This window comes from Thalassorhabdomicrobium marinisediminis (genome assembly GCF_003072065.1).
In the GTDB taxonomy this organism is placed as follows: Bacteria; Pseudomonadota; Alphaproteobacteria; order Rhodobacterales; family Rhodobacteraceae; genus Octadecabacter; species Octadecabacter marinisediminis.
Genome location: NZ_QCYG01000004.1, coordinates 174,341 through 193,827, shown reverse-complemented (window position 1 = coordinate 193,827; position 19,487 = coordinate 174,341). Strand labels below are relative to the sequence as shown.

Here is a 19,487-nt window from a genome sequence, read left to right as displayed (position 1 = left end):
AAAGCGAGTACACAATGGTTGGAACAAGTAAGATTCTTACCGTCTCATACGGCACTTTCTCGTGCACATTGGAAGGGTTCGACGATTCCTTCAACACGATGAAGGCGATTGCGGAATATTTTCGCGGTCTGGCCGCAGACGATAGGTATTTCGGGGCCGAACCGCCAACGCCGGATGCGGAAATGCTGGCCAAGATCGCCGAGCGCGAGATTTCGCGCCGCGTCGACGCCCGTATGGACGACGGCGGCATTGTGCTGCGCGCGGCCCAGATCAGCGATCAGACCGACGACGCGCCCACCGCCAAACGCGCGCCCGAGGCGGCTGAGGATGAGGACGCCGAAGAGGTGACCGCGGACAAGGTCGAAGACACTGCCGAAGATGCGGCCGCCAAAGCCGCCGAAGCGGAAGCGAAAGCGGCCCGCAAAGCGAAGAAAGCCGCCGAGAAGGCCGCGCGCAAGGCGGCCAAGGCCAAGGCGAAGGCCGCGCGGAAAGCGGCAGAGAAAGCCGAAGCCCGGGCCCGCGCCGAAGCGGAAGCCACAGCCAAAATCGACGCCGCGAATGCGCCGGAAAAGACATCGGATCAGACGGGCACACCGCATGCGGAGCCGCAGGCCCCGGCGGAGGCCCAAACTTCTGAGGCAGAAACCACCGACGACGCGCCCGAGGCGGAAGCCCCCGAGGCGTTCCCCGTGGATGAAAACGAAGAGCTTGCAGCGCCGTCGCCTTCAAGCGAAGCCGAGACGGCGTCCGAGGCTCAGGCCGAGGCTCCGCAGGGCGACACAAAGGCTGAAACCGCGCCCGCGCCACAACTGGACGAGGCCCCTGCCCACCCCGATGCCGACAGCGTTGCCGCCAAGCTGCAGCGCATTCGCGCGGTCGTGGGCAAAAGTGCTACCATCGCGCCCTCGGACGATCTGACCGAGCAGGTCCTGCCCCGGTCCGACACCGCGGACGCCGACACCCCGGACGCCGCAACCGACAGCACCGATCTGCAGCAGCACGACGCCGCAGCGCCTGACAGCACCCCCGAGGAGCAGAAGGCCGACACGTCCGAAGCCGCCTCCAAGGACCACGAGCCATCGACCGACGTTCAGGCTGAGGACCAGCCGGTTGAGGCTGAGGCTGCGACCGACGAGACCGAGTCGGAAGACGACTCCGGCACCGACATGATCTCCCGCGTTATGGCGCGGCATTCTGCGGATGGCGACAGCGCGGATGTAGCCCCTGCCGAAGACGCGGCCGAGCCCGTTGACGCGGATGCTGCAAAAGATACCGCACCGACCGAAGCTTCGCACCCCAAACCGCCCCGGGCCCGCGTCGTCCGCATGAAGCGGGCGGACTTCGAAAAGGCCAAGGCGGCGCAGCCGGTCGAGGCCGCACCCGACCTCGGGCTGCTCGACGGGGCTGACGAGCTTGATGAATACCTCGAAGACAGCGATTTCGACGACTCCGGTCTGGTCATCGCCGACGATCCCGGTATTGACGCCGAGCTTGCCGACGACCTGCGCGCCCTTGCGGATGAGGACGATGAGGACGCAGAAGCCCCCGTTGCAGGCCCGGACGCTGGCACGGATGTCGGCGACGACAGCACGCTCACGCTGACCAAGGACGCATCAGCGGATGACGCCCCCGAACCGGCCACATCGGACAATGAGGACGACGCGCCAACGGCCAATGCCTTCCTCACCGATGAGCCGCAGGTCGACGACGCAGCACTTGAGCGGCTGATGTCCGAGACCGACGCCCAACTGAAAGAACCCGAAGGCAGCCGCCGCCGCGAGGCGATTGCGCAACTCAAGGCCGCTGTCGCCGCCAAAGAGGCCGCCCGTCAGGTCGGCGAGACGGACGACGACGACCAGGATGTCGAGAACGCCTTCCGCAACGACCTGTCCGAGGTGGTGCGCCCCGAAAGTGCGGCCCCGCGACCCCGCCCCGTGGTGCGCGGCACCACCCGCACCGAACGGCCCCGCCCTGCGCCGCTGAAACTCGTGGCGTCGCAACGGGTCGACCTGCCCAAAGCGGAAAAGCGCGAGGGTCCGGTCACCCCGCGCCGAGTCTCGGCCAGCCGGTCCGAGAACGTTGGCGCCTCCGGCGGCTCCTTCGCCGAGTTTGCCGAACGCATGGGTGCCAAAGACCTGCCCGACCTGCTTGAGGCCGCAGCGGCCTACACCGCGTTTGTCGAAGGCGCGGAAGAGTTCTCCCGCCCGCAGATCCTGCGCCGGGTGCGCACGGTCGCCAGCGACGATTTTAACCGCGAGGACGGTCTGCGCAGCTTTGCCAAACTGTTGCAGGACGGACGCTTCACCAAGGTGCGCAACGGGCGTTTCCAAGTGGCTGATGACAGCCGCTTCAACCCGGAGCGGCGCGCGGGCTGACCGCACCACCAGACCAAAGCAAACGGCGCGAGGGTTTCCCCCCGCGCCGTTTTTGTTTCCGGCACCTGTGTCTCGCGGCTACTCGCCCGCGTCCTCTGCCTCCGGGTCCGCCTGTCCGATGCCTTTGAACACCGCCTTGAGCGGAAACGCCCAGAGCACACCCAAACCGACATAAATCGACAACTCCACCCAGATCGGCGGGCGCGCCATGGGGTCGGGGTAAAGCCAGTTCAGCACGCTCACCGCAACCACGACATAGACCGGCAAGGCGATCAGCAGCACCACCAGCGACCAGCGCCTGCGCGCCTTGTAGGACAGGGCCACCGGATCAGTCCGCGAAGGGGTCGGTGACGAGGATCGTGTCCTCACGCTCGGGCGAGGTCGAGACCAGAGCCACCGGGCATTCGATCAGCTCTTCCACCCGGCGCACATATTTGATCGCCGCCGCGGGCAGATCCGCCCAAGAGCGCGCGCCTTCGGTGCTTTCGGACCAACCGGGCATTTCTTCGTAAATCGGGGTGCAGCGGGCCTGTTGGTCGGCGGCAGTGGGCAGATAGTCCAGCCGCTCGCCATCCAGCTCATAGCCCACACAGATGTTGAGCGTCTCGAACCCGTCGAGCACGTCCAGCTTGGTCAGACAGATGCCCGTGATGCCGGAGGTGGCGCAGGTCTGGCGCAGCAGGGCTGCGTCGAACCAGCCACAGCGGCGTTTGCGACCCGTGGTGGTGCCGAACTCGTGCCCCCGCTCACCCAGACGCTGGCCATCTTCGTCGTCAAGCTCGGTCGGGAACGGGCCTTCGCCCACGCGGGTCGTGTAGGCCTTTACGATGCCCAGCACGTAATCAATCGCCGTGGGCCCAAGCCCCACGCCCGTTGCCGCCTGCCCCGCGATCACATTCGACGAGGTTACGAAGGGATAGGTTCCGAAATCGATGTCCAGAAGCGCGCCTTGCGCCCCTTCGAACAGGATGCGCTTGCCAGCCTTGCGCTTCTCGGCCAGCACCTTCCAGACCGGGGCGGCAAAGGGCAGGATCTTCGGCGCAATCTCTTGCAGTTGGGCGATCAGCGCGTCGCGGTCGATCGCCTCAACGCCGAGACCCTTGCGCAGCGGATCATGGTGCTGCAAGGCGCGGTCGACACGGGCTTCCAGCGTCGCCGGATCGGCCAGATCGGCGACCCGAATGGCGCGACGGCCAACCTTGTCTTCATAGCACGGGCCGATGCCGCGTCCGGTGGTACCGATCTTGGTGCCCTTGCTCGCCGCCTCTTCGCGGGCGCGGTCCAGCTCACCGTGGAAGGGCAGGATCAGCGGCGTGTTCTCGGCGATCATCAGGTTCTCGGGGTTGATCTCGACCCCCTGCCCTTCGATCGTCTCGATCTCTTTGAGCAGGTGCCAGGGGTCCAGCACCACGCCGTTGCCGATGACGCTGAGCTTGCCGCCACGCACCACGCCCGAGGGCAGCGCGTGCAGCTTGTAGACCTTGCCATCAATAACGAGCGTGTGGCCCGCATTGTGACCGCCCTGAAACCGCGCGATCACATCCGCGCGTTCGGACAGCCAGTCCACGATCTTGCCTTTGCCTTCGTCGCCCCACTGTGCGCCGACAACCACTACGTTCGCCATTGTTGAATCCCCTCGGGTCAAATCCGAGCACCTTCTAGGGCATCGCGCCCAAGGGGGAAAGTGGGCAAATGCCGCACGCGGCGGTCCCGCTCCGGCGCGCCGCGTTTCGGGGGTTGCGGCACGGGCCGTTCGCTTCTAGATACCACGCGTCTATCCGCCAAAGGTCTGATCCATGGAAAATGTCGTTCTTGTCGTCCACCTGCTGCTCGCGCTGTCCCTGATTGGCGTGGTTCTTCTGCAGCGCTCCGAGGGCGGCGGCCTTGGCATTGGCGGCGGCGGTGGCGGGGCCATGACCGGCCGCGCGGCAGCCACGGCACTGGGCAAGGTGACATGGATCCTTGCGGTGGCCTTCATCTGCACCTCGATCGCGCTGACGATCCTTGCGGCACAAAAGGCCAGCGATGCCTCGGTCGTGGATGGCGACGGCCTGTTGCCGCCGGCCACGCAGTCCGATGAAGCCCCGAGCGAAGGCGAAAGCCTGCTGCCCCCGACTGCGGGCGGCAGCGCCGATCCCCTGACCCCGGACGTTGACTGACACCGACGAAAGGCCCCACAACCGGTTGCGGGGCTAAGTCACTCTAACCACTAGCTATTGCGGTTTTTGTCCTAGATCGCGGGGGTGTCTGGTTGCCAGTCCCCCCCGAATCCGATTAAGATTAAATCCCGTGATACAGGGCACCGACGTGTTTTGGCCGGCGCCCTGTCCAACCACTTTTTGACGGACTTCACGGGGGTTTCCGGTTCATGGCGCGTTTTATTTTCATCACCGGCGGCGTTGTCTCTTCGCTGGGCAAGGGTCTGGCTTCGGCGGCGCTTGGATCGCTGCTGCAGGCGCGGGGCTACTCGGTCCGGCTGCGCAAGCTTGACCCCTACCTCAACGTCGATCCCGGCACGATGTCGCCCTTCGAGCATGGCGAAGTGTTCGTCACCGACGACGGCGCCGAGACCGACCTTGATCTGGGCCACTACGAACGCTTCACCGGTGTGCCCGCGCGGATGACCGACTCGGTCTCGTCGGGGCGGGTCTATTCCACGGTGCTCGAGAAAGAGCGGCGCGGCGACTATCTGGGCAAGACCATTCAGGTCGTCCCCCACGTCACCAACGAGATCAAGGATTTCCTTCACATCGGTGAGGATGAGGTCGATTTCATGCTCTGCGAGATCGGCGGCACCGTGGGCGACATCGAAGGTCTGCCCTTCTTCGAGGCGATCCGCCAGTTCAGCCACGACATGCCGCGCGGCCAGTGCATCTTCATGCACCTGACGCTGCTGCCCTATCTCGCGGCCAGTGGAGAGCTCAAGACCAAGCCGACGCAGCACTCGGTCAAGGAATTGCAAAGCATCGGTATCGCCCCCGATATCCTTGTCTGCCGGTCCGAGCATCCGATCCCGGACAAGGAACGCGAAAAGATCGCGCTGTTCTGCAACGTCCGCAAAGAGGCGGTCGTGCCGGCCTATGACCTCAAATCCATTTACGAGGCCCCGCTGGCCTATCACAAGCAGGGGCTGGATCAGGCGGTGCTGGACGCGTTCAACATCTCGCCTGCGCCGCGCCCGGACCTGCGCATCTGGAACGACGTCTATGACCGCATCCACAACTACGAAGGCGAGGTGAACGTCGCCATCGTCGGCAAATACACCCAGCTTGAAGATGCCTATAAATCCATCAAGGAGGCCCTGACCCACGGCGGGATGGCCAACCGGGTGAAGGTCAATGTCTCATGGGTCGATGCAGAAGTCTTCGACCGCGAGGATGCGGCCCCGCATCTGGAAGGGTTCCACGCGATCCTTGTCCCCGGCGGCTTTGGCGAACGCGGCACCGAAGGCAAAATCAAGGCGGCTGAATTCGCCCGCACCCGCAAGATCCCCTACCTCGGGATCTGTCTGGGCATGCAGATGGCGGTGATCGAAGCCGCACGCAACGTGGCCGGCGTGACCGGCGCAGGCTCGGAAGAGTTCGACCACGAGGCGGGGCTGAAGCGGTTCGAGCCGGTGGTCTATCACCTCAAGGAATGGGTGCAGGGCAACGCCAAGGTCAAACGCAAGGCCGATGACGCCAAAGGCGGCACCATGCGCCTTGGCTCCTATGACGCGACGCTGGTCGAAGGCTCGAAAGTGGCGGACATCTACGGCACCACCGCGATCGAGGAACGTCACCGACATCGCTACGAGGTCGACACCAAGTACCGTGAACCGCTGGAGACGGCGGGCCTGTGTTTCTCGGGCATGTCGCCCGACGGCAAGCTGCCCGAGATCGTCGAATGGACGGATCACCCCTGGTTCATCGGCGTGCAGTTCCACCCCGAGCTGAAATCCAAACCCTTCGCACCGCATCCCCTGTTTGCGGACTTCGTGCGGGCGGCGGTCGACACCTCGCGGCTGGTTTAAGAGGCCGGGGCCGCAGGCGCTGACCTGTTGACGGCGGGGTGCCACGCGGGCGGCGCTTGGGGGCGCTGCCCCCCGCCCTGACGGGCGTCCCCCGGGATATTTGAAAAGCAAAGATGAGGCTTTCGCGATGCTGTCGTATCAACACCTCTATCACGCGGGCAATCTGGCCGATGTGCACAAACACGCGGCACTGGCGTGGGTGTTGAGCTACATGACCCGCAAGGACAAACCGATCAGCTATCTTGAGACCCACGGCGGGCGCGGGCTTTATGATCTGGCCGCCCCCGAGGCGGTGAAGACCGGAGAGGCAGAGGCCGGGATCGGGCAGGTGGAAGATTGGTTCGAGGCTGACCACCCCTACCGCGCCGTTCTGGCCGGTTGTCGCGACGAACATGGGGACACGGCCTATCCCGGGTCGCCCTGGATCGCCTCGCGCTTGCTGCGCCCCGAGGATCGTCTGCATGTGGCGGAATTGCACCCGGCGGAAGGGGCGGCGTTGCAGGCTTCGGTGCCCGGCGCGCATATCCATCTGCAGGACGGGTTCGACATGGCCTATTCGCTCTGCCCTCCGACGCCGCGGCGGGGGCTGCTGCTGGTCGATCCGTCCTACGAGGTGAAAAGCGACTATACGGACCTGCCCCGGCACCTTGCACGGATTGCGCGGATCTGGCCGGTTGGGGTGCTGATGCTGTGGTATCCGATCCTGACGGACGAGCGGCATCGCGGCATGGTTCGCGCGCTCACTGCGGCCTTGCCCGACGCCCTGCGCCACGAGGTGCGCTTTCCGCCCGCGCGCGAGGGTCACAAGATGGTGGGCTCGGGCCTGTTCGTCGTCAACGCGCCCTGGGGGCTTGATGGTGCGTTAAAAGCGCTTTCGGACAGGTTTGCGGCCCTTTGACTCTTGCGGGTGCGGCCCGGCGGCCTACACTTGCGGCATGTTTGATCGTCTCTTGTCCCTGCTCCGCGCGCCCGCCCCCGGCGCCACCGAAATACCCCAGGCGGATGCGCGCCACGCTTTGGGCGCCCTGCTGGTCCGGGTGGCCAAGGCCGATGGCGTCTATCTGTTTCAGGAGATTGAGGAAATCGACCATTTGCTGGCCAGCCTTTACGATCTGAACGTGGTCGAGGCCGCGCGGATGCGGGCGGAATGCGAGAAGCTGGAAGCCGCCATGCCAAAGACCGAGGATCTGGCGCATATCCTGTCGGACACGGTCACCCGCACCGAACGGGATGCCTTGGTGCAAGCGCTCTGGCAGGTGGCCGATGCCGATGGGCGACGCGACGACACCGAAGCGCAGGTCGTGATGATCGCGACCCGCACTTTCGGCATGACCCTCGACGAAGCGACCGCCTTGCGCAGATAGGGTTGGTCTTCGGCGCTGCGCCCCCTATATCCCCCTCATGCTTGCTGATTTTTTCAAACGCCTGACCGCGCCCGACCCCGCCCCGATGGATGAAACCGACGCACGCCTGGCCCTTGGCGCGTTGCTGGTGCGGGTGGCCCGCTCCGATGGCACCTATGACGCCGCCGAAGCCGCGAAGATCGACGCCATCCTGATGCGCCGCTACGGGCTGGACGCCCCCGCCGCCGCCGATCTGCGGCAAGAATGTGAGGCCGCCGAGGCCGAAGCCCCTGATACCGTGCGCTTCACCCGAGCCATCAAGGACGCCGTCCCCTACGAGAATCGCGAGGCGGTGATCGAAGCCATGTGGTCCGTCGTTCTGGTCGATGGCGACCGCGATAAGCACGAGGATGCGCTGCTCCGCATGGTCGCGCCGCTGCTTGGGGTGACCGATCAGGACAGCCACAAGATCCGTCAGCGCGTCGAACGAAGCTGACGCAGCAAGACCGTTGCATTTTGCGCGGGATTGCGCCCTACTCATGCGGATCCGCGCCGCATCGGCGCACCAGCGCATGAGGGCCCATGACCGATCCGGTGATCGAAATCCGCAATCTCCACAAGTCCTACAGCGCTCTTGAAGTGCTCAAGGGCGTCGACGTGACCGCGCCCGCGGGCCATGTCGTCAGCCTGATCGGGTCCTCCGGGTCGGGCAAATCGACCCTTCTGCGCTGCGCCAACCTGCTTGAGGACAGCCAGGAGGGTGACGTGATCTTTTGTGGTGAGCCGGTGGTCTGGAAAGGCACGGGCCTGCACCGGCATCCGGGCGATCACGCGCAGATGATCCGCATCCGCACCAACCTGTCCATGGTGTTCCAGCAGTTCAACCTCTGGTCCCATATGACGATCCTGCAAAACGTGATGGAGGCACCGCTCACGGTGCTCAAACGCGACCGGGCGGAGGTTGAGGCCAGCGCGCGCGCCTATCTCGACAAGGTGGGCATTGGCGACAAATGTGACGTCTATCCGGCGCAACTGTCCGGCGGGCAGCAACAGCGTGCCGCCATTGCGCGGGCGCTGTGCATGGAGCCGAAAGCGCTGCTCTTTGACGAGCCGACCTCCGCCCTTGATCCCGAGCTCGAGCAGGAGGTGGTGAAGGTCATCAAGGATCTCGCCGCTGAGGGACGCACCATGCTGGTGGTCACCCACGACATGCGCATGGCCCGGGACATTTCCGACCACGTCGTCTTCCTGCATCAGGGACTGATCGAGGAGGAAGGCCCGCCCGAAGCGGTCTTCGACGCGCCGCAATCGGAACGCCTGCGCGGTTTCCTTTCGGTCACGCAATCCGCTTAACCATTGCCATTTTGTCGCGGGCAGACAATTCTGCGCGACAGTCGGGGTGACCATGCAACGAGTCGCCCCTCATCAACGGGAGAAACATGATGAAAAACCTGATCCTCACGACCGCAGCGCTTGCGCTCACCTCCTCCATGGCGTTTGCAGAGTCCCACTCTGTCGTGCGCATGGGCACCGAGGGCGCTTATGCCCCGTGGAACTTCATCAACGACGCCGGTGAGGTTGACGGCTTCGAACGGGAACTGGGCGATGAGCTGTGCGCGCGTGCCGAGCTGACCTGCGAATGGGTCACCAACGACTGGGACAGCATCATTCCAAACCTCGTGTCGGGCAACTACGACACCATCATCGCTGGCATGTCGATCACGCCCGAGCGTGACGAAATCATCGACTTCACACAGGAATACACGCCTGCGGACCCAACAGCCTTCGTCGCCATGACCGAGGATCTCGACCCCGCCAACAGCGTGATCGCCGCACAGACCGGCACCATCCAGGCCGGCTACATCGCTGATCAGGGCTGGACGCTGGTGGAATTCGCAACCCCCGAAGAAACCATCGCCGCCGTGCGCGCCGGTGAGGCTGACGCGGTCTTTGCCGACCAGTCCTATCTTGCGGGCGCGATTGAGGGGCAGGACGATCTGATCATGCTTGAGCAGACGGTCGCGTTGGGCGGCGGCGTCGGCATGGGTCTGCGGGAAAGCGACACCGAGCTGCGCGAGAAGTTCGATGCGGCGATCCAGTCCATGAAGGATGATGGCTCGCTCAATGAGCTGATCTCGAAGTGGGAAGTCGCCTCGCTCTTCGAATAAGCCCATCCGCCGCGCCCCCGGACAACCGGCGGGCGCGGCGCTCCTCCTGAGCCGTTGACCGCGCCACCCCGTCCCCGAAGGTCCCGCCATTTTCAGCTTTTGCGCAGATCCCGAAACGCTCGAGTCCGTCCAGTGGCTCGCCTGCTACCTGACCACAGGCAAGCACATGGGGTTCTATTGGTCGTTCCTGACGGTTCTGACCCTGCTGGCGATCACCGCGCCGCTGGCGCTGATCTTCGGCTTCGGCGGGGCCATCGCCGCACGCAGCACCATCGCGCCCCTGTCGTGGTTCGGCAAAGGTTATATCGCCATCGTGCGCGGCGTGCCCGACATCGCCTTTTTCCTGTTCTTCGTCATCGCCCTTGATCAGGGCATCGAATACCTGCGCCACAAGATCAAATGCCCCGACTGGCCCGACACGATCCGGCAGGGCAACGATTTCATCGTCTGTCAGGCGGCAAAAATGCCTTTGGGCAACGCGCCGCAGTGGGTGCATGAAACCTACGGCTATTTCATCGCCGTTTTCACCTTCGCCATCGTCTTCGGGGCCTTCGCGGGCAACGTGCTTTTCGGGGCCATGCGCGCGGTGCCCAAACCACAGATCGAGACCGCCGAAGCTTACGGCATGACCCGGCGCCAGTCCTTCTGGCGGATCATCGTGCCGCAGATGTGGGTCTATGCGCTGCCGGGGCTGGGCAATCTGTGGATGGTCCTGATCAAGGCCACGCCGCTTTTGTTCCTGCTGGGGGTCGAGGATATCGTCTATTGGGCGCGCGAGCTGGGCGGCACAAAGACCCCGCGCTTCACCGATTACCCCCACGGCGACTGGCGCGTGTGGTATTTTCTGGTGCTGCTTGTCTTCTACCTTGCCTTCACCCGCCTGTCCGAAATCGTCCTGGACCGGGTGATGCGCCGCCTGACCGCCGGACAGGCCACATCGGGCGGTGAAGCCCAACGCAGGGCCGCCGCATGATGGAATGTCTCGACACAATCGCTGACTACGGGCTGCGTTCCATCGGCATCGGCGAACGCCTCCTGCCGCGAGAGAATTTCACTCTGTGCCAGCAGTTCACGCTGATCGGCTCGGGCATGTTGTGGAACATCTACTTCGGCGTGTTGTCGCTGCTGGCAGGGTTCTTTCTGGCCACCGCCGTGGCGCTGGGAAAGGCTGCGCGCAACCCGGTCCTGCGTAAATCCAGCGAATGGTTCATCTTCATCTTCCGCGGCTCGCCGCTGTTCATCCAGTTCTTTTTCGCCTACTTCCTGTTTCTGGCGCTCAAAGGGCAATACCCGTTCTTCGACCCGTTCACTGCCGCATGGCTGGGCGCGCTGCTGGTGTTGTTCCTCAACACCTCCGCCTACACGGGCGAGATTTTCTACGGCGCGCTGCAATCCATTCCCAAGGGCGACATCGAAGCCGCGGACGCCTATGGCCTGTCCGGGTGGTCGCGCTTTCGCCGCGTGATCTGGCCTACAATGCTGCGTTTGGCGTGGCCCGCCTACACGAATGAAGCGATCTTCCTGTTCCACTCCACCACCCTTGTCTATTTCAGCGGCTTCCCGGCGTGGCAGCAAAAGGGCGACGCGCTCTATTACGCCAGCTACTTCGCCGACAAGACCTTCAACCCCTTCGTGCCCTACCCGATCCTTGCGGGCTATTTCATTCTGCTCACCCTCGTGATCATCACGCTGATGGGCCGGATCGGCGCAAGACTGAACCGCCACCTGCCGCAAGAGGCGAAGCGCACGCGCTTCCGCTTCCGCCCGCAACTGATCCGGTAACATCCATGTCCTGGCTTCACGACCATCCCCACATCAAGGCCATTCGCGTGGCCGCCTCCGACCTCAACGGCGTCGCCCGGGGCAAGCGCATCCCCACGCGCTTTGCACAGAAGATCGAACAGGACGGCACGCGCTTTCCGCTCTCGGCGTTGAACCTCGACATCTGGGGGGAGGATATCGACGATTCCCCGCTGGTGTTCGAAGCCGGCGACCCCGATGGCGTCTGCCTGCCCACCGAGCGCGGCTTCATGCCCATGCCCTGGGTCGACAATCCGACCGCCCTGTTGCCCGTGTGGATGTATCGCGAAGACGGCCGCCCCTATGAAGGCGACCCGCGTCATGCGCTCGCTGCGGTGCTGGCGCGGTACAAGGCACGCGGCCTGACCCCGATCTGCGGCACCGAGCTTGAATTCTACCTCGTGGACGACAGCGGCAAGGACCTGCAAGTTGTGCCCTCGCCCCGTTCAGGCAAACGCCGCCCCGGCGCGGAAATCCTGTCGCTGCGGGCGCTGGACGCCTTCGACACATATTTCACCGCCCTCTACGACGGGGCTGAAGCCATGGACATCCCCGCCGAGACCGCAATCTCCGAGGCCGGTCTTGGCCAGTTCGAAATCAACCTCAGCCACGGCGACGCCATGAAAGCCGCCGACGACACCTGGCTGTTCAAGCTGCTGGTCCGCGGCATCGCCCGGAAACACGGCTTCGCTGCCAGTTTCATGGCGAAACCCTATCCGGAATATTCCGGCAACGGCATGCATGTGCATTTCTCGGTGCTCGACGCCGAGGGCAACAACATCTTCGACAATGGCGGGCCCGAGGGCACGGACCTTCTGCAGCACGCCATCGCCGGCTGCATGGCCGCCCTGCCCGCCAGCGCCCTGATCCTTGCCCCCCATGGCAATTCCTACGACCGGCTGGTGCCCAACGCCCACGCGCCCACGTCGATCTGCTGGGCCTACGAAAACCGCACCGCCGCGATCCGCGTCCCGGGCGGGAACCCCAAGGGGCGCCGCATCGAACACCGCGTCGCGGGTGGCGATGTGAACCCCTACCTGATGCTTGCCGTGGTGCTGGGCGCCGCGCTCACCGGCATCGAAGACGCACAACAGCCGCCGGCCCCCATCGCCGGCAATGCCTATGACCAGCGCCTGCCACAACTGCCCGGCAACTGGTCCGACGCCATCGACGCCTTTGAGGCCGACCCGCATATCGCGCGCATTTTCCCGGCCGAGCTGATCCGCAACCTCGTCGCCACCAAGCGACAGGAATGCAAAGAGTTCGCGGACCTCTCCCCGGAAGAGCGTATCGATCTCTACCTCGACACGGTCTGACCCCCGCCCTCGCTTCATCTGACCCGGACAAACTCCCCCCGGAGGGCCGCTTTCAGCGTGGCTCGACGCTTGTGCCCCTGCGCAAGGCCGACTACGCTCGGCGCAAATCAACCTATTGGTGCTTCATGAAAATCGGCATTCTACAAACTGGCCACGCTCCAGATGAGCTGCGCCCGATCACCGGTGACGTCAACAACCTGTTCGAAAAACTGCTTGCGGGTCAGGGGTTCACCTTCGAAACCTATGCGGTCTGCGATGGCGACTTCCCCGAAAGCCACAAGGTTTGCGACGGTTGGCTGATCACAGGCTCCAAACACGCAGCTTACGAAGACCTGCCGTGGATCGCGCGGCTCGAAGGTCTGATTCGCGCCATCTATGACGAAGGCCGCCCGCTGGTGGGGATCTGTTTCGGTCACCAGATCATCGCCCAGGCGCTCGGCGGTCGGGTCGAGAAGTTCGAAGGCGGCTGGGCCGTGGGGCGGCAGACCTACGATTGGGATGGCGAAACCCTTGCCCTCAACGCCTGGCATCAGGATCAGGTCACGCGCCGCCCCGCCGATGCCACGCCCATCGCCCGCAACGGCCATTGCGAAAACGCCGCACTGGTTTACGGCACCCGCGCCTTCACCGTGCAAGCCCATCCCGAATTCGATTCCACCTTCATCAACGGGCTGATCGTCGCCCGCGCGGGCACCGTCCCGCCCGAGCTGATCGACACCGCCAAAGCCAACCTGCGCAAAGAGGTGGACAGCGATGTTCTGGCCACCCGCATCGGCGCATTCTTCAAAGAGGCCCACCCATGAGCTGGCTCAACCAGATCCCGCAAGCCGCCCGCGACTACCTTGAGGCCAACCGCCTCGATGAGGTCGAATGCATGATCGGCGATCTGCCCGGCATCGCCCGGGGCAAGGCCGTGCCCGCGGCGAAATGGGAAAAACAGACCCAGTTCCACCTGCCTGAATCGATCTTTTTCCAGACGATCACCGGCGGCTGGGGGGAAGCGGCCGGCGAGGATGGCTTTATTGAGCCTGATATGATCCTCAAGCCCGACTACAGCACCGCCACCGCCGCCCCATGGGCCACCGATGGGACGCTGCAGGTCATCCATGACGCCTATGACCGCAAGGGCAATCTGATCCAGTTCTCGCCCCGCAACGTGCTCAAGCGCGTCGTCGCCCTTTATGAGGCCGAGGGCTGGACGCCCGTCGTGGCCCCCGAGATGGAGTTCTTCCTTGTTGCGCCGAACACCGACCCGGCCAAACCGATCGACCCGATGATCGGCCGCTCGGGCCGCCCCGCCGCCGCGCGACAGGCCTATTCCATGACCGCCGTCGACGACTACGGCCCGGTGATCGACGACATCTATGAATTCGCCGAGATCCAGGGGTTCGAAATCGACGGCATCACGCAAGAGGGCGGCGCGGGCCAGCTTGAGATCAACCTCAACCACGGGGATCCGGTCGAGCTGGCCGATCAAGTCTTCTTTTTCAAACGTCTGCTGAAAGAGGCGGCGCTCAAGCACAATTGTTTCGCGACCTTCATGGCCAAACCGATCGAGAACGAGCCAGGCAGCGCCATGCACGTGCACCATTCGATCCTTGATCGCGACGGGCGCAACATCTTCACCGGCCCGCAGGGCGGTGAAACGGACGCGTTTTTCCAGTTCATCGGCGGGTTGCAGCAGCACCTGCCCAGCGTCATCGCGGTGATGGCGCCCTACGTGAACAGCTACCGCCGCTACGTGAAGGACCACGCCGCCCCGATCAATCTGGAATGGGCGCGCGACAACCGCACGACCGGGCTCCGGGTGCCGCTGTCCTCGCCCGAGGCACGGCGCATCGAAAACCGCCTCGCGGGAATGGATTGCAACCCCTATTTATGCATTGCGGCCTCATTGGCCTGTGGGTATCTGGGCATCAAACAGGGCCTGCGTCCCGACAAACGTTTCGACGGCGACGCTTACGCCGGAGAAGGAGAGTTGCCGCAGGGTCTGTATTCCGCGCTTGAACTTTTTGATGAAAACACCGCCATGCATGACCTTCTGGGGCCCGACTTTGCCCGTGTCTATTCCATTGTGAAACGTGCGGAATATGAAGAATTCCTGCATGTGATCAGCCCGTGGGAGCGTGAACACCTCCTGCTTAACGTATGATCCGACTGGCGTCCCTTGCGGTGCTGGCGATTGCCGGCCTTCTGGCCTTTGGCGCGTTCTACCTCGCCAAGGGCACAGAGGGTGAGCCGTCGCTGATCACCACGGGCACGCCGGATGGCCCCAACCCGGCCTCCGAAGCGCCGGCCACGCCGGAAGTTGAAAAGCTCTTCTTCCTGCGCGGGATCAACTTCGACGAAGGTGAGATCACGCTGGTGTTGTTCCCGCCGGATGCGGACACCGAACGTCTGATCATCCGCGACCAAGACGCCCTGCGCGCCGCGCAAGACCGCGCCTATGTCAACACGATGACCCCCGACGGAGAGGCTGCGGGCAGCCTGCTGGTGTCGATGATGGCCGAGACCCCCGACGAAGTGATCGCGCAGATCTTCCGTGACGACGTGCTGATCGCCAGCGTCACCTGTCCCAACGGCACCTGCGGCCACTTCGGCGACAGCCCCGATCTGAACTTCGCGGGCCTGACCGATCACGCGGTCCCGTTCCAGCCGGTGATGGACGAGTTCAGCGATTACGACGCCTATCTCGAAACCATCGAGGCCATCGCCCAGACCCCCGACTTCATGTTGCTGGACCGCCGCCCGCTGGTGGATTTCCCCCTGCCCCGCCGCCCCAGCCATCTGATCGTTGAACTGCCCACCGTCGTCACCACCGACGTCGCCTTCAACCCCGCCCTGCACGAAGCCCTTGTGCAGACGGCAATCACCCCGCTTCTACCCGAGGGGGCCAGCCTTGACTGGGTCCGCGTGACCGAGCTGCCCGCCGCGATCCTCGCAGACGCCGATAACAACCAGCCCGTGCTGGTGAACGGCGCGCCGATCCCCTTTACCGACGCACGTTTCTTCACCGTGCGGGCCCGGATCAACGGCGTCACCACCCTGCCCGCCGATGTTTACAACGCGCTGACGGAAGCCACACGCAATCAGGTGGACACCGACGCCCGCTTCTCGGAGTTCGTCTCGGCCACGCTGGGGGCGGACTGTCTGGACTGCTACGTGCTGAGAATCGAAGGCGGCCGCACCGATGCCGCACGGGCCTTCGACTGGCGCAGCGAAAGCTATTACCTGAATTATTACGACCTGCGCGAAGCGCCCTAGGCCCATGTCCAACGCGCTCTATCGTAACGACCGCCCCGGACATTTCCCCCGCAGCTGGTACGCGGACACCACCCCGATCCCGTCCGAGCGGCGCGCCCTGCGGGGCCAGCACCGGGCGGATGTCTGCATCGTCGGCGCGGGCTATACCGGCCTGATGGCGGCGCTCGAGCTGGCCGAAGCCGGCCTGTCGGTGATCGTGCTCGATGCCCATCGCGCAGGTTGGGGCGCGTCGGGGCGCAACGGCGGGCAAGTGGGCTCGGGCTTCAATCAGGATCAACGCTGGATCGCCGCGCGCATCGGCAAGGCCCCCGCCCGCGCGCTGTGGGACATGACGGAAGAAGCCAAGGCCTTGCTGAAATCGCGGCTCTCCGCCCACGCGCCCGAGGCGCGCTTCCGCCCCGGGGTCGCCCACGGCGCCTATTCCGCGACCGAGGCCCGCGACCTGCGCGACGAGGTCGATTTCTTGCGCCGCACCTATGATTACAGCGCGGCCGAGGGGCTGACGCGGGACGCCTTTCAGGCCTCGGTCAATGCGCCACAGTATCAGGGCGGGCTGATCGACCGGGGCGCGGGGCATATCCACCCGTTGCGCTACGTGCTGGGCCTTGCCCGCGCGGCCGAACGGGCCGGGGCACAGATTTTCGAGCGCTCGGAGGTGCATCATCTGGACCCCGGTGCGCGCGTCACCGTTGCCACCGGACAGGGTCGCGTCAGCGCGTCCTTCGTGATCCTTGCGGGCAACGGCTATCTGACGAACCTCGACCGCAAGGTGGCGGCACGGACCATGCCGCTCAATTCCTTCATCGCGGCGACCGAACCGCTGGGGGAGCGCGCGACGGACGTCCTGCGTGAGGATATCGCTGTGGCCGACAGCAAGTTCGTGGTCAATTATTTCCGTCTGTCCGAAGACAAACGCCTGCTCTTCGGGGGCCGCGCGAATTATTCCGTCGCCTTCCCCCGGCGGATCGAACCGGCCCTGCGACGGCGCATGGAACGCATGTTCCCGCAGCTTGCGGGCGTCGCGATTGACTATACGTGGGGCGGGACGTTGGGCATCACCCGACACCGCCTGCCGCTGATCACCCGCGCTGCGCCGAACATCCTCAGCGCGGGGGGCTATTCGGGCCACGGGGTTGCGCTCTCGGGGCTGGCCGGTCGCCTCATGGCTGAAGCGGTGCGCGGTCAGGCCGAACGCTTCGACATTTTCGCGCAACTGCCGACACCGGCCTTCCCGGGTGGCACCCTGCTGCGCGCGCCGCTGCTGGCCGCCGCGATGACGTGGTATGGCCTGCGCGACCGGCTTGGCGTCTGACCGCCACCCATTCCGCCATGGCTTGGACCTGCCGGCGGTTTCGTGCTACCCGCCGTGCGACATGCCCAGACAAGAGGCCGAGCAGATGACCGACATTCCCAACGTCTATGACGCGGAACCCATTCCCGACGCCGCGCTGGGCGAGGTGACGCGCCTTTTGCAAAGCGCCGACCTGTTCCGCTACACCGCGGCGCAAGACGCCCCCGTGACGCTGCTCGAGCAAGAATTCGCGGCCCTCATGGGAAGCACCTATGCGCTTGCGGTCTCAAGCTGTTCGGCGGCGCTGTTCCTGTCGCTGAAAGCGCTGGACTTGCCGCGCGGCGTAAAGGTGCTGATCCCCGCCTTTACCTTTGCCGCCGTGCCCTCTTCGGTGGTCCATGCGGACTGCGTGCCGGTGCTGGTGGAATGCGGGGCGGACTACCGGATCGACATGGAGGATTTCGCCGCGAAACTGCCGCAGGCCGATGCCGTTCTGATCAGCCACATGCGGGGCCACACGTCGGACATGGACGCGATCATGGCCGCTTGCGACGCCGCCGGCATCCCGGTGATCGAGGACGCGGCCCACAGCCTTGGCACCACCTGGAACGGACGCAAGATCGGCACCCTTGGCAAGATCGGCTGCTTTTCTTTTCAAAGCTACAAGATGGTCAACGCGGGCGAAGGCGGCATTCTGGTGACCGACGACGCCGACCTTGCGGCGCGGGCGATCATCATGTCCGGGGCCTATGAACACGCCTGGCAAAAACACGCGATCCCGGCCGAGGTCATGCAGACATGGCAGAACAAGCTGCCGCTTTACAATTTGCGCCTGTCGAACCTGTCTGCCGCGATTATCCGCCCGCAATTGCCCGAGCTGGCACGGCGAGTGGCCAACGGGTTGCGCAATCACGATCACGTCGCGGCCCGTCTCAACACCTGCGAGAACCTGCATGTGCCCGCCCCCCTTGCCGGGGAACGGCGGGCGCCGGATTCGATCCAGTTCAACCTTGTGGGGTTCGACGACGCGCAATGCCGTGCGTTCGCCGATGCTGCGGCAGAGCTTGGCCTCAAGGTGCAGATCTTCGGCCAGTCGCAGGACAACGCGCGCGCCTTCTGGAACTGGCAGTTTCTGGGGGATCTGCCGGAGCTTCCCAAGACCCGCGCCATGCTCATGCGGGCCTGTGACGTGCGGCTTCCGGCGCGGCTGTCGCTGGCGGACTGCGATGTGATCGCGCAGGTGCTGCTGCAAGCGGCGCAGGTCGCCCGTCAGCGCCGCGCCGCCTGAGGGCCTATTTACTAAGTTTCGACAGCTTTTCTTGAAGGGCTGCCAGTTCGGCCTTGATCTCACTCAGGTCCTCGGCGCTGTCGCCGGATTTGCGGGACTGGTCGCCTTGCGGCGCGCCCTGCCCCGGCATCATGCCGCCGGTCATGGCCTTCATGAAGGCTTCTTGCTGGGTTTTCATCGCCTCGAAGCCGGGCATCTGCGTCAACGGATTGATCGCGCCCATGTTCTCCATCATCTTCGACTGGCCGCTTTGCAACATCTCGAAGGATTGGGCAAGGAATTGCGGCACAACGGACATGGACTGCGAGGTGTAGGACCGCACCAGATCGGTCAGCACGTTCACCGGCAAGACGCTTTCGCCGCGGCTTTCGTGCTCTGCGATGATCTGCAACAGATATTGCCGCGTCAGGTCGTCGCCGGATTTCAGATCGACGATCTGCACCTCGCGCCCGTCGCGGATGAAGGTCGCGATATCCTCAAGCGTGACATAGTCGCTGGTCTCGGTGTTGTAGAGCCGCCGACTGGCATAGCGTTTGATCAAAAGTGGCTGTGAGGCTTTGGCCAAAGGGCGCCCTCCCGAAGCATTGTTGCAGTGCAGAGAAGCCTATGCCGCATGTGCGCAAATGGAAA

The 19,487-nt window shown here is 64.5% G+C and carries 19 protein-coding genes; 16 read left to right on the top strand and 3 right to left on the bottom strand.

All coding sequences use genetic code 11. The features are described from left to right. The first annotated feature begins 14 nt into the window (after window positions 1–14). Window positions 15–2,375: a hypothetical protein gene (locus DC363_RS07410; RefSeq protein WP_146180759.1), complete on the top strand. Its 2,361-nt coding sequence runs from the start codon at window positions 15–17 to the stop codon at window positions 2,373–2,375. Window positions 2,376–2,453: 78 nt separating this feature from the next. Here DC363_RS07410 and DC363_RS07405 read toward each other — a convergent pair whose 3' ends face one another. Further along, on the bottom strand, window positions 2,454–2,699 hold the full coding sequence (locus DC363_RS07405) for a DUF2842 domain-containing protein (protein ID WP_108640498.1): 246 nt from the start codon (window positions 2,697–2,699) through the stop codon (window positions 2,454–2,456). 4 nt (window positions 2,700–2,703) lie between these two features. After that, complete coding sequence (locus DC363_RS07400; protein ID WP_108640497.1) at window positions 2,704–3,999, bottom strand: adenylosuccinate synthase; 1,296 nt, start codon at window positions 3,997–3,999, stop codon at window positions 2,704–2,706. Between the two features lie 172 nt (window positions 4,000–4,171). On the opposite strand from DC363_RS07400, the gene secG reads away from it, so the two are divergent. The 15 genes from secG (at window position 4,172) to DC363_RS07325 (ending at window position 18,857) form a co-directional block, all read left to right on the top strand. Continuing rightward, window positions 4,172–4,534, top strand: a complete 363-nt coding sequence (gene secG / locus DC363_RS07395) for a preprotein translocase subunit SecG (RefSeq protein WP_108640496.1) — start codon at window positions 4,172–4,174, stop codon at window positions 4,532–4,534. A 209-nt stretch (window positions 4,535–4,743) separates the two neighbouring features. Then, the gene (locus DC363_RS07390) at window positions 4,744–6,387 is read left to right on the top strand and encodes a CTP synthase (RefSeq protein WP_108640495.1); all 1,644 of its coding nucleotides are present in this window, start codon (window positions 4,744–4,746) and stop codon (window positions 6,385–6,387) included. A gap of 127 nt (window positions 6,388–6,514) precedes the next feature. After that, window positions 6,515–7,285, top strand: coding sequence for a 23S rRNA (adenine(2030)-N(6))-methyltransferase RlmJ (locus tag DC363_RS07385; RefSeq protein WP_108640652.1), 771 nt, complete (start codon window positions 6,515–6,517; stop codon window positions 7,283–7,285). A gap of 37 nt (window positions 7,286–7,322) precedes the next feature. After that, complete coding sequence (locus DC363_RS07380; protein WP_108640494.1) at window positions 7,323–7,751, top strand: tellurite resistance TerB family protein; 429 nt, start codon at window positions 7,323–7,325, stop codon at window positions 7,749–7,751. Between the two features lie 37 nt (window positions 7,752–7,788). After that, the gene (locus DC363_RS07375) at window positions 7,789–8,226 is read left to right on the top strand and encodes a tellurite resistance TerB family protein (RefSeq protein WP_108640493.1); all 438 of its coding nucleotides are present in this window, start codon (window positions 7,789–7,791) and stop codon (window positions 8,224–8,226) included. An 86-nt stretch (window positions 8,227–8,312) separates the two neighbouring features. Next, window positions 8,313–9,083 (top strand): ABC transporter ATP-binding protein, encoded by a 771-nt coding sequence (locus DC363_RS07370; protein ID WP_108640492.1) that lies wholly within the window; start codon window positions 8,313–8,315, stop codon window positions 9,081–9,083. Window positions 9,084–9,172: 89 nt separating this feature from the next. Beyond that, window positions 9,173–9,898 carry a transporter substrate-binding domain-containing protein gene (locus DC363_RS07365; protein ID WP_108640651.1) on the top strand — a complete coding sequence of 242 codons (726 nt, stop codon included), beginning with the start codon at window positions 9,173–9,175 and terminating at the stop codon, window positions 9,896–9,898. An 88-nt stretch (window positions 9,899–9,986) separates the two neighbouring features. Further along, window positions 9,987–10,871: an ABC transporter permease gene (locus DC363_RS07360; RefSeq protein ID WP_108640491.1), complete on the top strand. Its 885-nt coding sequence runs from the start codon at window positions 9,987–9,989 to the stop codon at window positions 10,869–10,871. Continuing rightward, complete coding sequence (locus tag DC363_RS07355) at window positions 10,871–11,680, top strand: ABC transporter permease (protein ID WP_108640650.1); 810 nt, start codon at window positions 10,871–10,873, stop codon at window positions 11,678–11,680. Before DC363_RS07360 ends, DC363_RS07355 begins: the two co-directional genes overlap by 1 nt. A 5-nt stretch (window positions 11,681–11,685) precedes the next feature. Next, a complete protein-coding gene (locus DC363_RS07350) occupies window positions 11,686–13,014 on the top strand; it encodes a glutamine synthetase family protein (protein WP_108640489.1) in 1,329 nt (442 codons plus the stop codon). Between the two features lie 125 nt (window positions 13,015–13,139). After that, the gene (locus tag DC363_RS07345) at window positions 13,140–13,817 is read left to right on the top strand and encodes a type 1 glutamine amidotransferase (RefSeq protein WP_108640488.1); all 678 of its coding nucleotides are present in this window, start codon (window positions 13,140–13,142) and stop codon (window positions 13,815–13,817) included. Then, on the top strand, window positions 13,814–15,166 hold the full coding sequence (locus tag DC363_RS07340) for a glutamine synthetase family protein (protein WP_108640487.1): 1,353 nt from the start codon (window positions 13,814–13,816) through the stop codon (window positions 15,164–15,166). The genes DC363_RS07345 and DC363_RS07340 overlap by 4 nt, the downstream gene beginning before the upstream one ends. After that, a complete protein-coding gene (locus DC363_RS07335) occupies window positions 15,163–16,278 on the top strand; it encodes a hypothetical protein (RefSeq protein ID WP_108640486.1) in 1,116 nt (371 codons plus the stop codon). Before DC363_RS07340 ends, DC363_RS07335 begins: the two co-directional genes overlap by 4 nt. Window positions 16,279–16,282: 4 nt before the next feature. Further along, a complete protein-coding gene (locus DC363_RS07330) occupies window positions 16,283–17,590 on the top strand; it encodes an NAD(P)/FAD-dependent oxidoreductase (RefSeq protein WP_108640484.1) in 1,308 nt (435 codons plus the stop codon). Between the two features lie 85 nt (window positions 17,591–17,675). After that, window positions 17,676–18,857 (top strand): DegT/DnrJ/EryC1/StrS family aminotransferase, encoded by a 1,182-nt coding sequence (locus DC363_RS07325; protein ID WP_108640483.1) that lies wholly within the window; start codon window positions 17,676–17,678, stop codon window positions 18,855–18,857. A gap of 4 nt (window positions 18,858–18,861) precedes the next feature. Here the strand turns inward: DC363_RS07325 and phaR are convergent, their stop codons facing one another. After that, on the bottom strand, window positions 18,862–19,422 hold the full coding sequence (phaR, locus tag DC363_RS07320; RefSeq protein ID WP_108640482.1) for a polyhydroxyalkanoate synthesis repressor PhaR: 561 nt from the start codon (window positions 19,420–19,422) through the stop codon (window positions 18,862–18,864). Window positions 19,423–19,487 lie beyond the last annotated feature (65 nt).

What these genes read in the sequence shown, in the direction of transcription:
- DC363_RS07345 (WP_108640488.1), top strand. Translation starts at nt 13,140, where the DNA reads ATGAAAATCGGCATTCTACAAACTGGCCACGCTCCAGATGAGCTGCGC.
- DC363_RS07410 (WP_146180759.1), top strand. Translation starts at nt 15, where the DNA reads ATGGTTGGAACAAGTAAGATTCTTACCGTCTCATACGGCACTTTCTCG.
- DC363_RS07340 (WP_108640487.1), top strand. Translation starts at nt 13,814, where the DNA reads ATGAGCTGGCTCAACCAGATCCCGCAAGCCGCCCGCGACTACCTTGAG.
- DC363_RS07385 (WP_108640652.1), top strand. Translation starts at nt 6,515, where the DNA reads ATGCTGTCGTATCAACACCTCTATCACGCGGGCAATCTGGCCGATGTG.
- DC363_RS07400 (WP_108640497.1), bottom strand. Translation starts at nt 3,999, where the DNA reads ATGGCGAACGTAGTGGTTGTCGGCGCACAGTGGGGCGACGAAGGCAAA.
- DC363_RS07325 (WP_108640483.1), top strand. Translation starts at nt 17,676, where the DNA reads ATGACCGACATTCCCAACGTCTATGACGCGGAACCCATTCCCGACGCC.
- DC363_RS07370 (WP_108640492.1), top strand. Translation starts at nt 8,313, where the DNA reads ATGACCGATCCGGTGATCGAAATCCGCAATCTCCACAAGTCCTACAGC.
- DC363_RS07375 (WP_108640493.1), top strand. Translation starts at nt 7,789, where the DNA reads ATGCTTGCTGATTTTTTCAAACGCCTGACCGCGCCCGACCCCGCCCCG.
- DC363_RS07330 (WP_108640484.1), top strand. Translation starts at nt 16,283, where the DNA reads ATGTCCAACGCGCTCTATCGTAACGACCGCCCCGGACATTTCCCCCGC.
- secG (WP_108640496.1), top strand. Translation starts at nt 4,172, where the DNA reads ATGGAAAATGTCGTTCTTGTCGTCCACCTGCTGCTCGCGCTGTCCCTG.
- DC363_RS07365 (WP_108640651.1), top strand. Translation starts at nt 9,173, where the DNA reads ATGAAAAACCTGATCCTCACGACCGCAGCGCTTGCGCTCACCTCCTCC.
- DC363_RS07335 (WP_108640486.1), top strand. Translation starts at nt 15,163, where the DNA reads ATGATCCGACTGGCGTCCCTTGCGGTGCTGGCGATTGCCGGCCTTCTG.
- DC363_RS07350 (WP_108640489.1), top strand. Translation starts at nt 11,686, where the DNA reads ATGTCCTGGCTTCACGACCATCCCCACATCAAGGCCATTCGCGTGGCC.
- DC363_RS07355 (WP_108640650.1), top strand. Translation starts at nt 10,871, where the DNA reads ATGGAATGTCTCGACACAATCGCTGACTACGGGCTGCGTTCCATCGGC.
- DC363_RS07390 (WP_108640495.1), top strand. Translation starts at nt 4,744, where the DNA reads ATGGCGCGTTTTATTTTCATCACCGGCGGCGTTGTCTCTTCGCTGGGC.
- DC363_RS07380 (WP_108640494.1), top strand. Translation starts at nt 7,323, where the DNA reads ATGTTTGATCGTCTCTTGTCCCTGCTCCGCGCGCCCGCCCCCGGCGCC.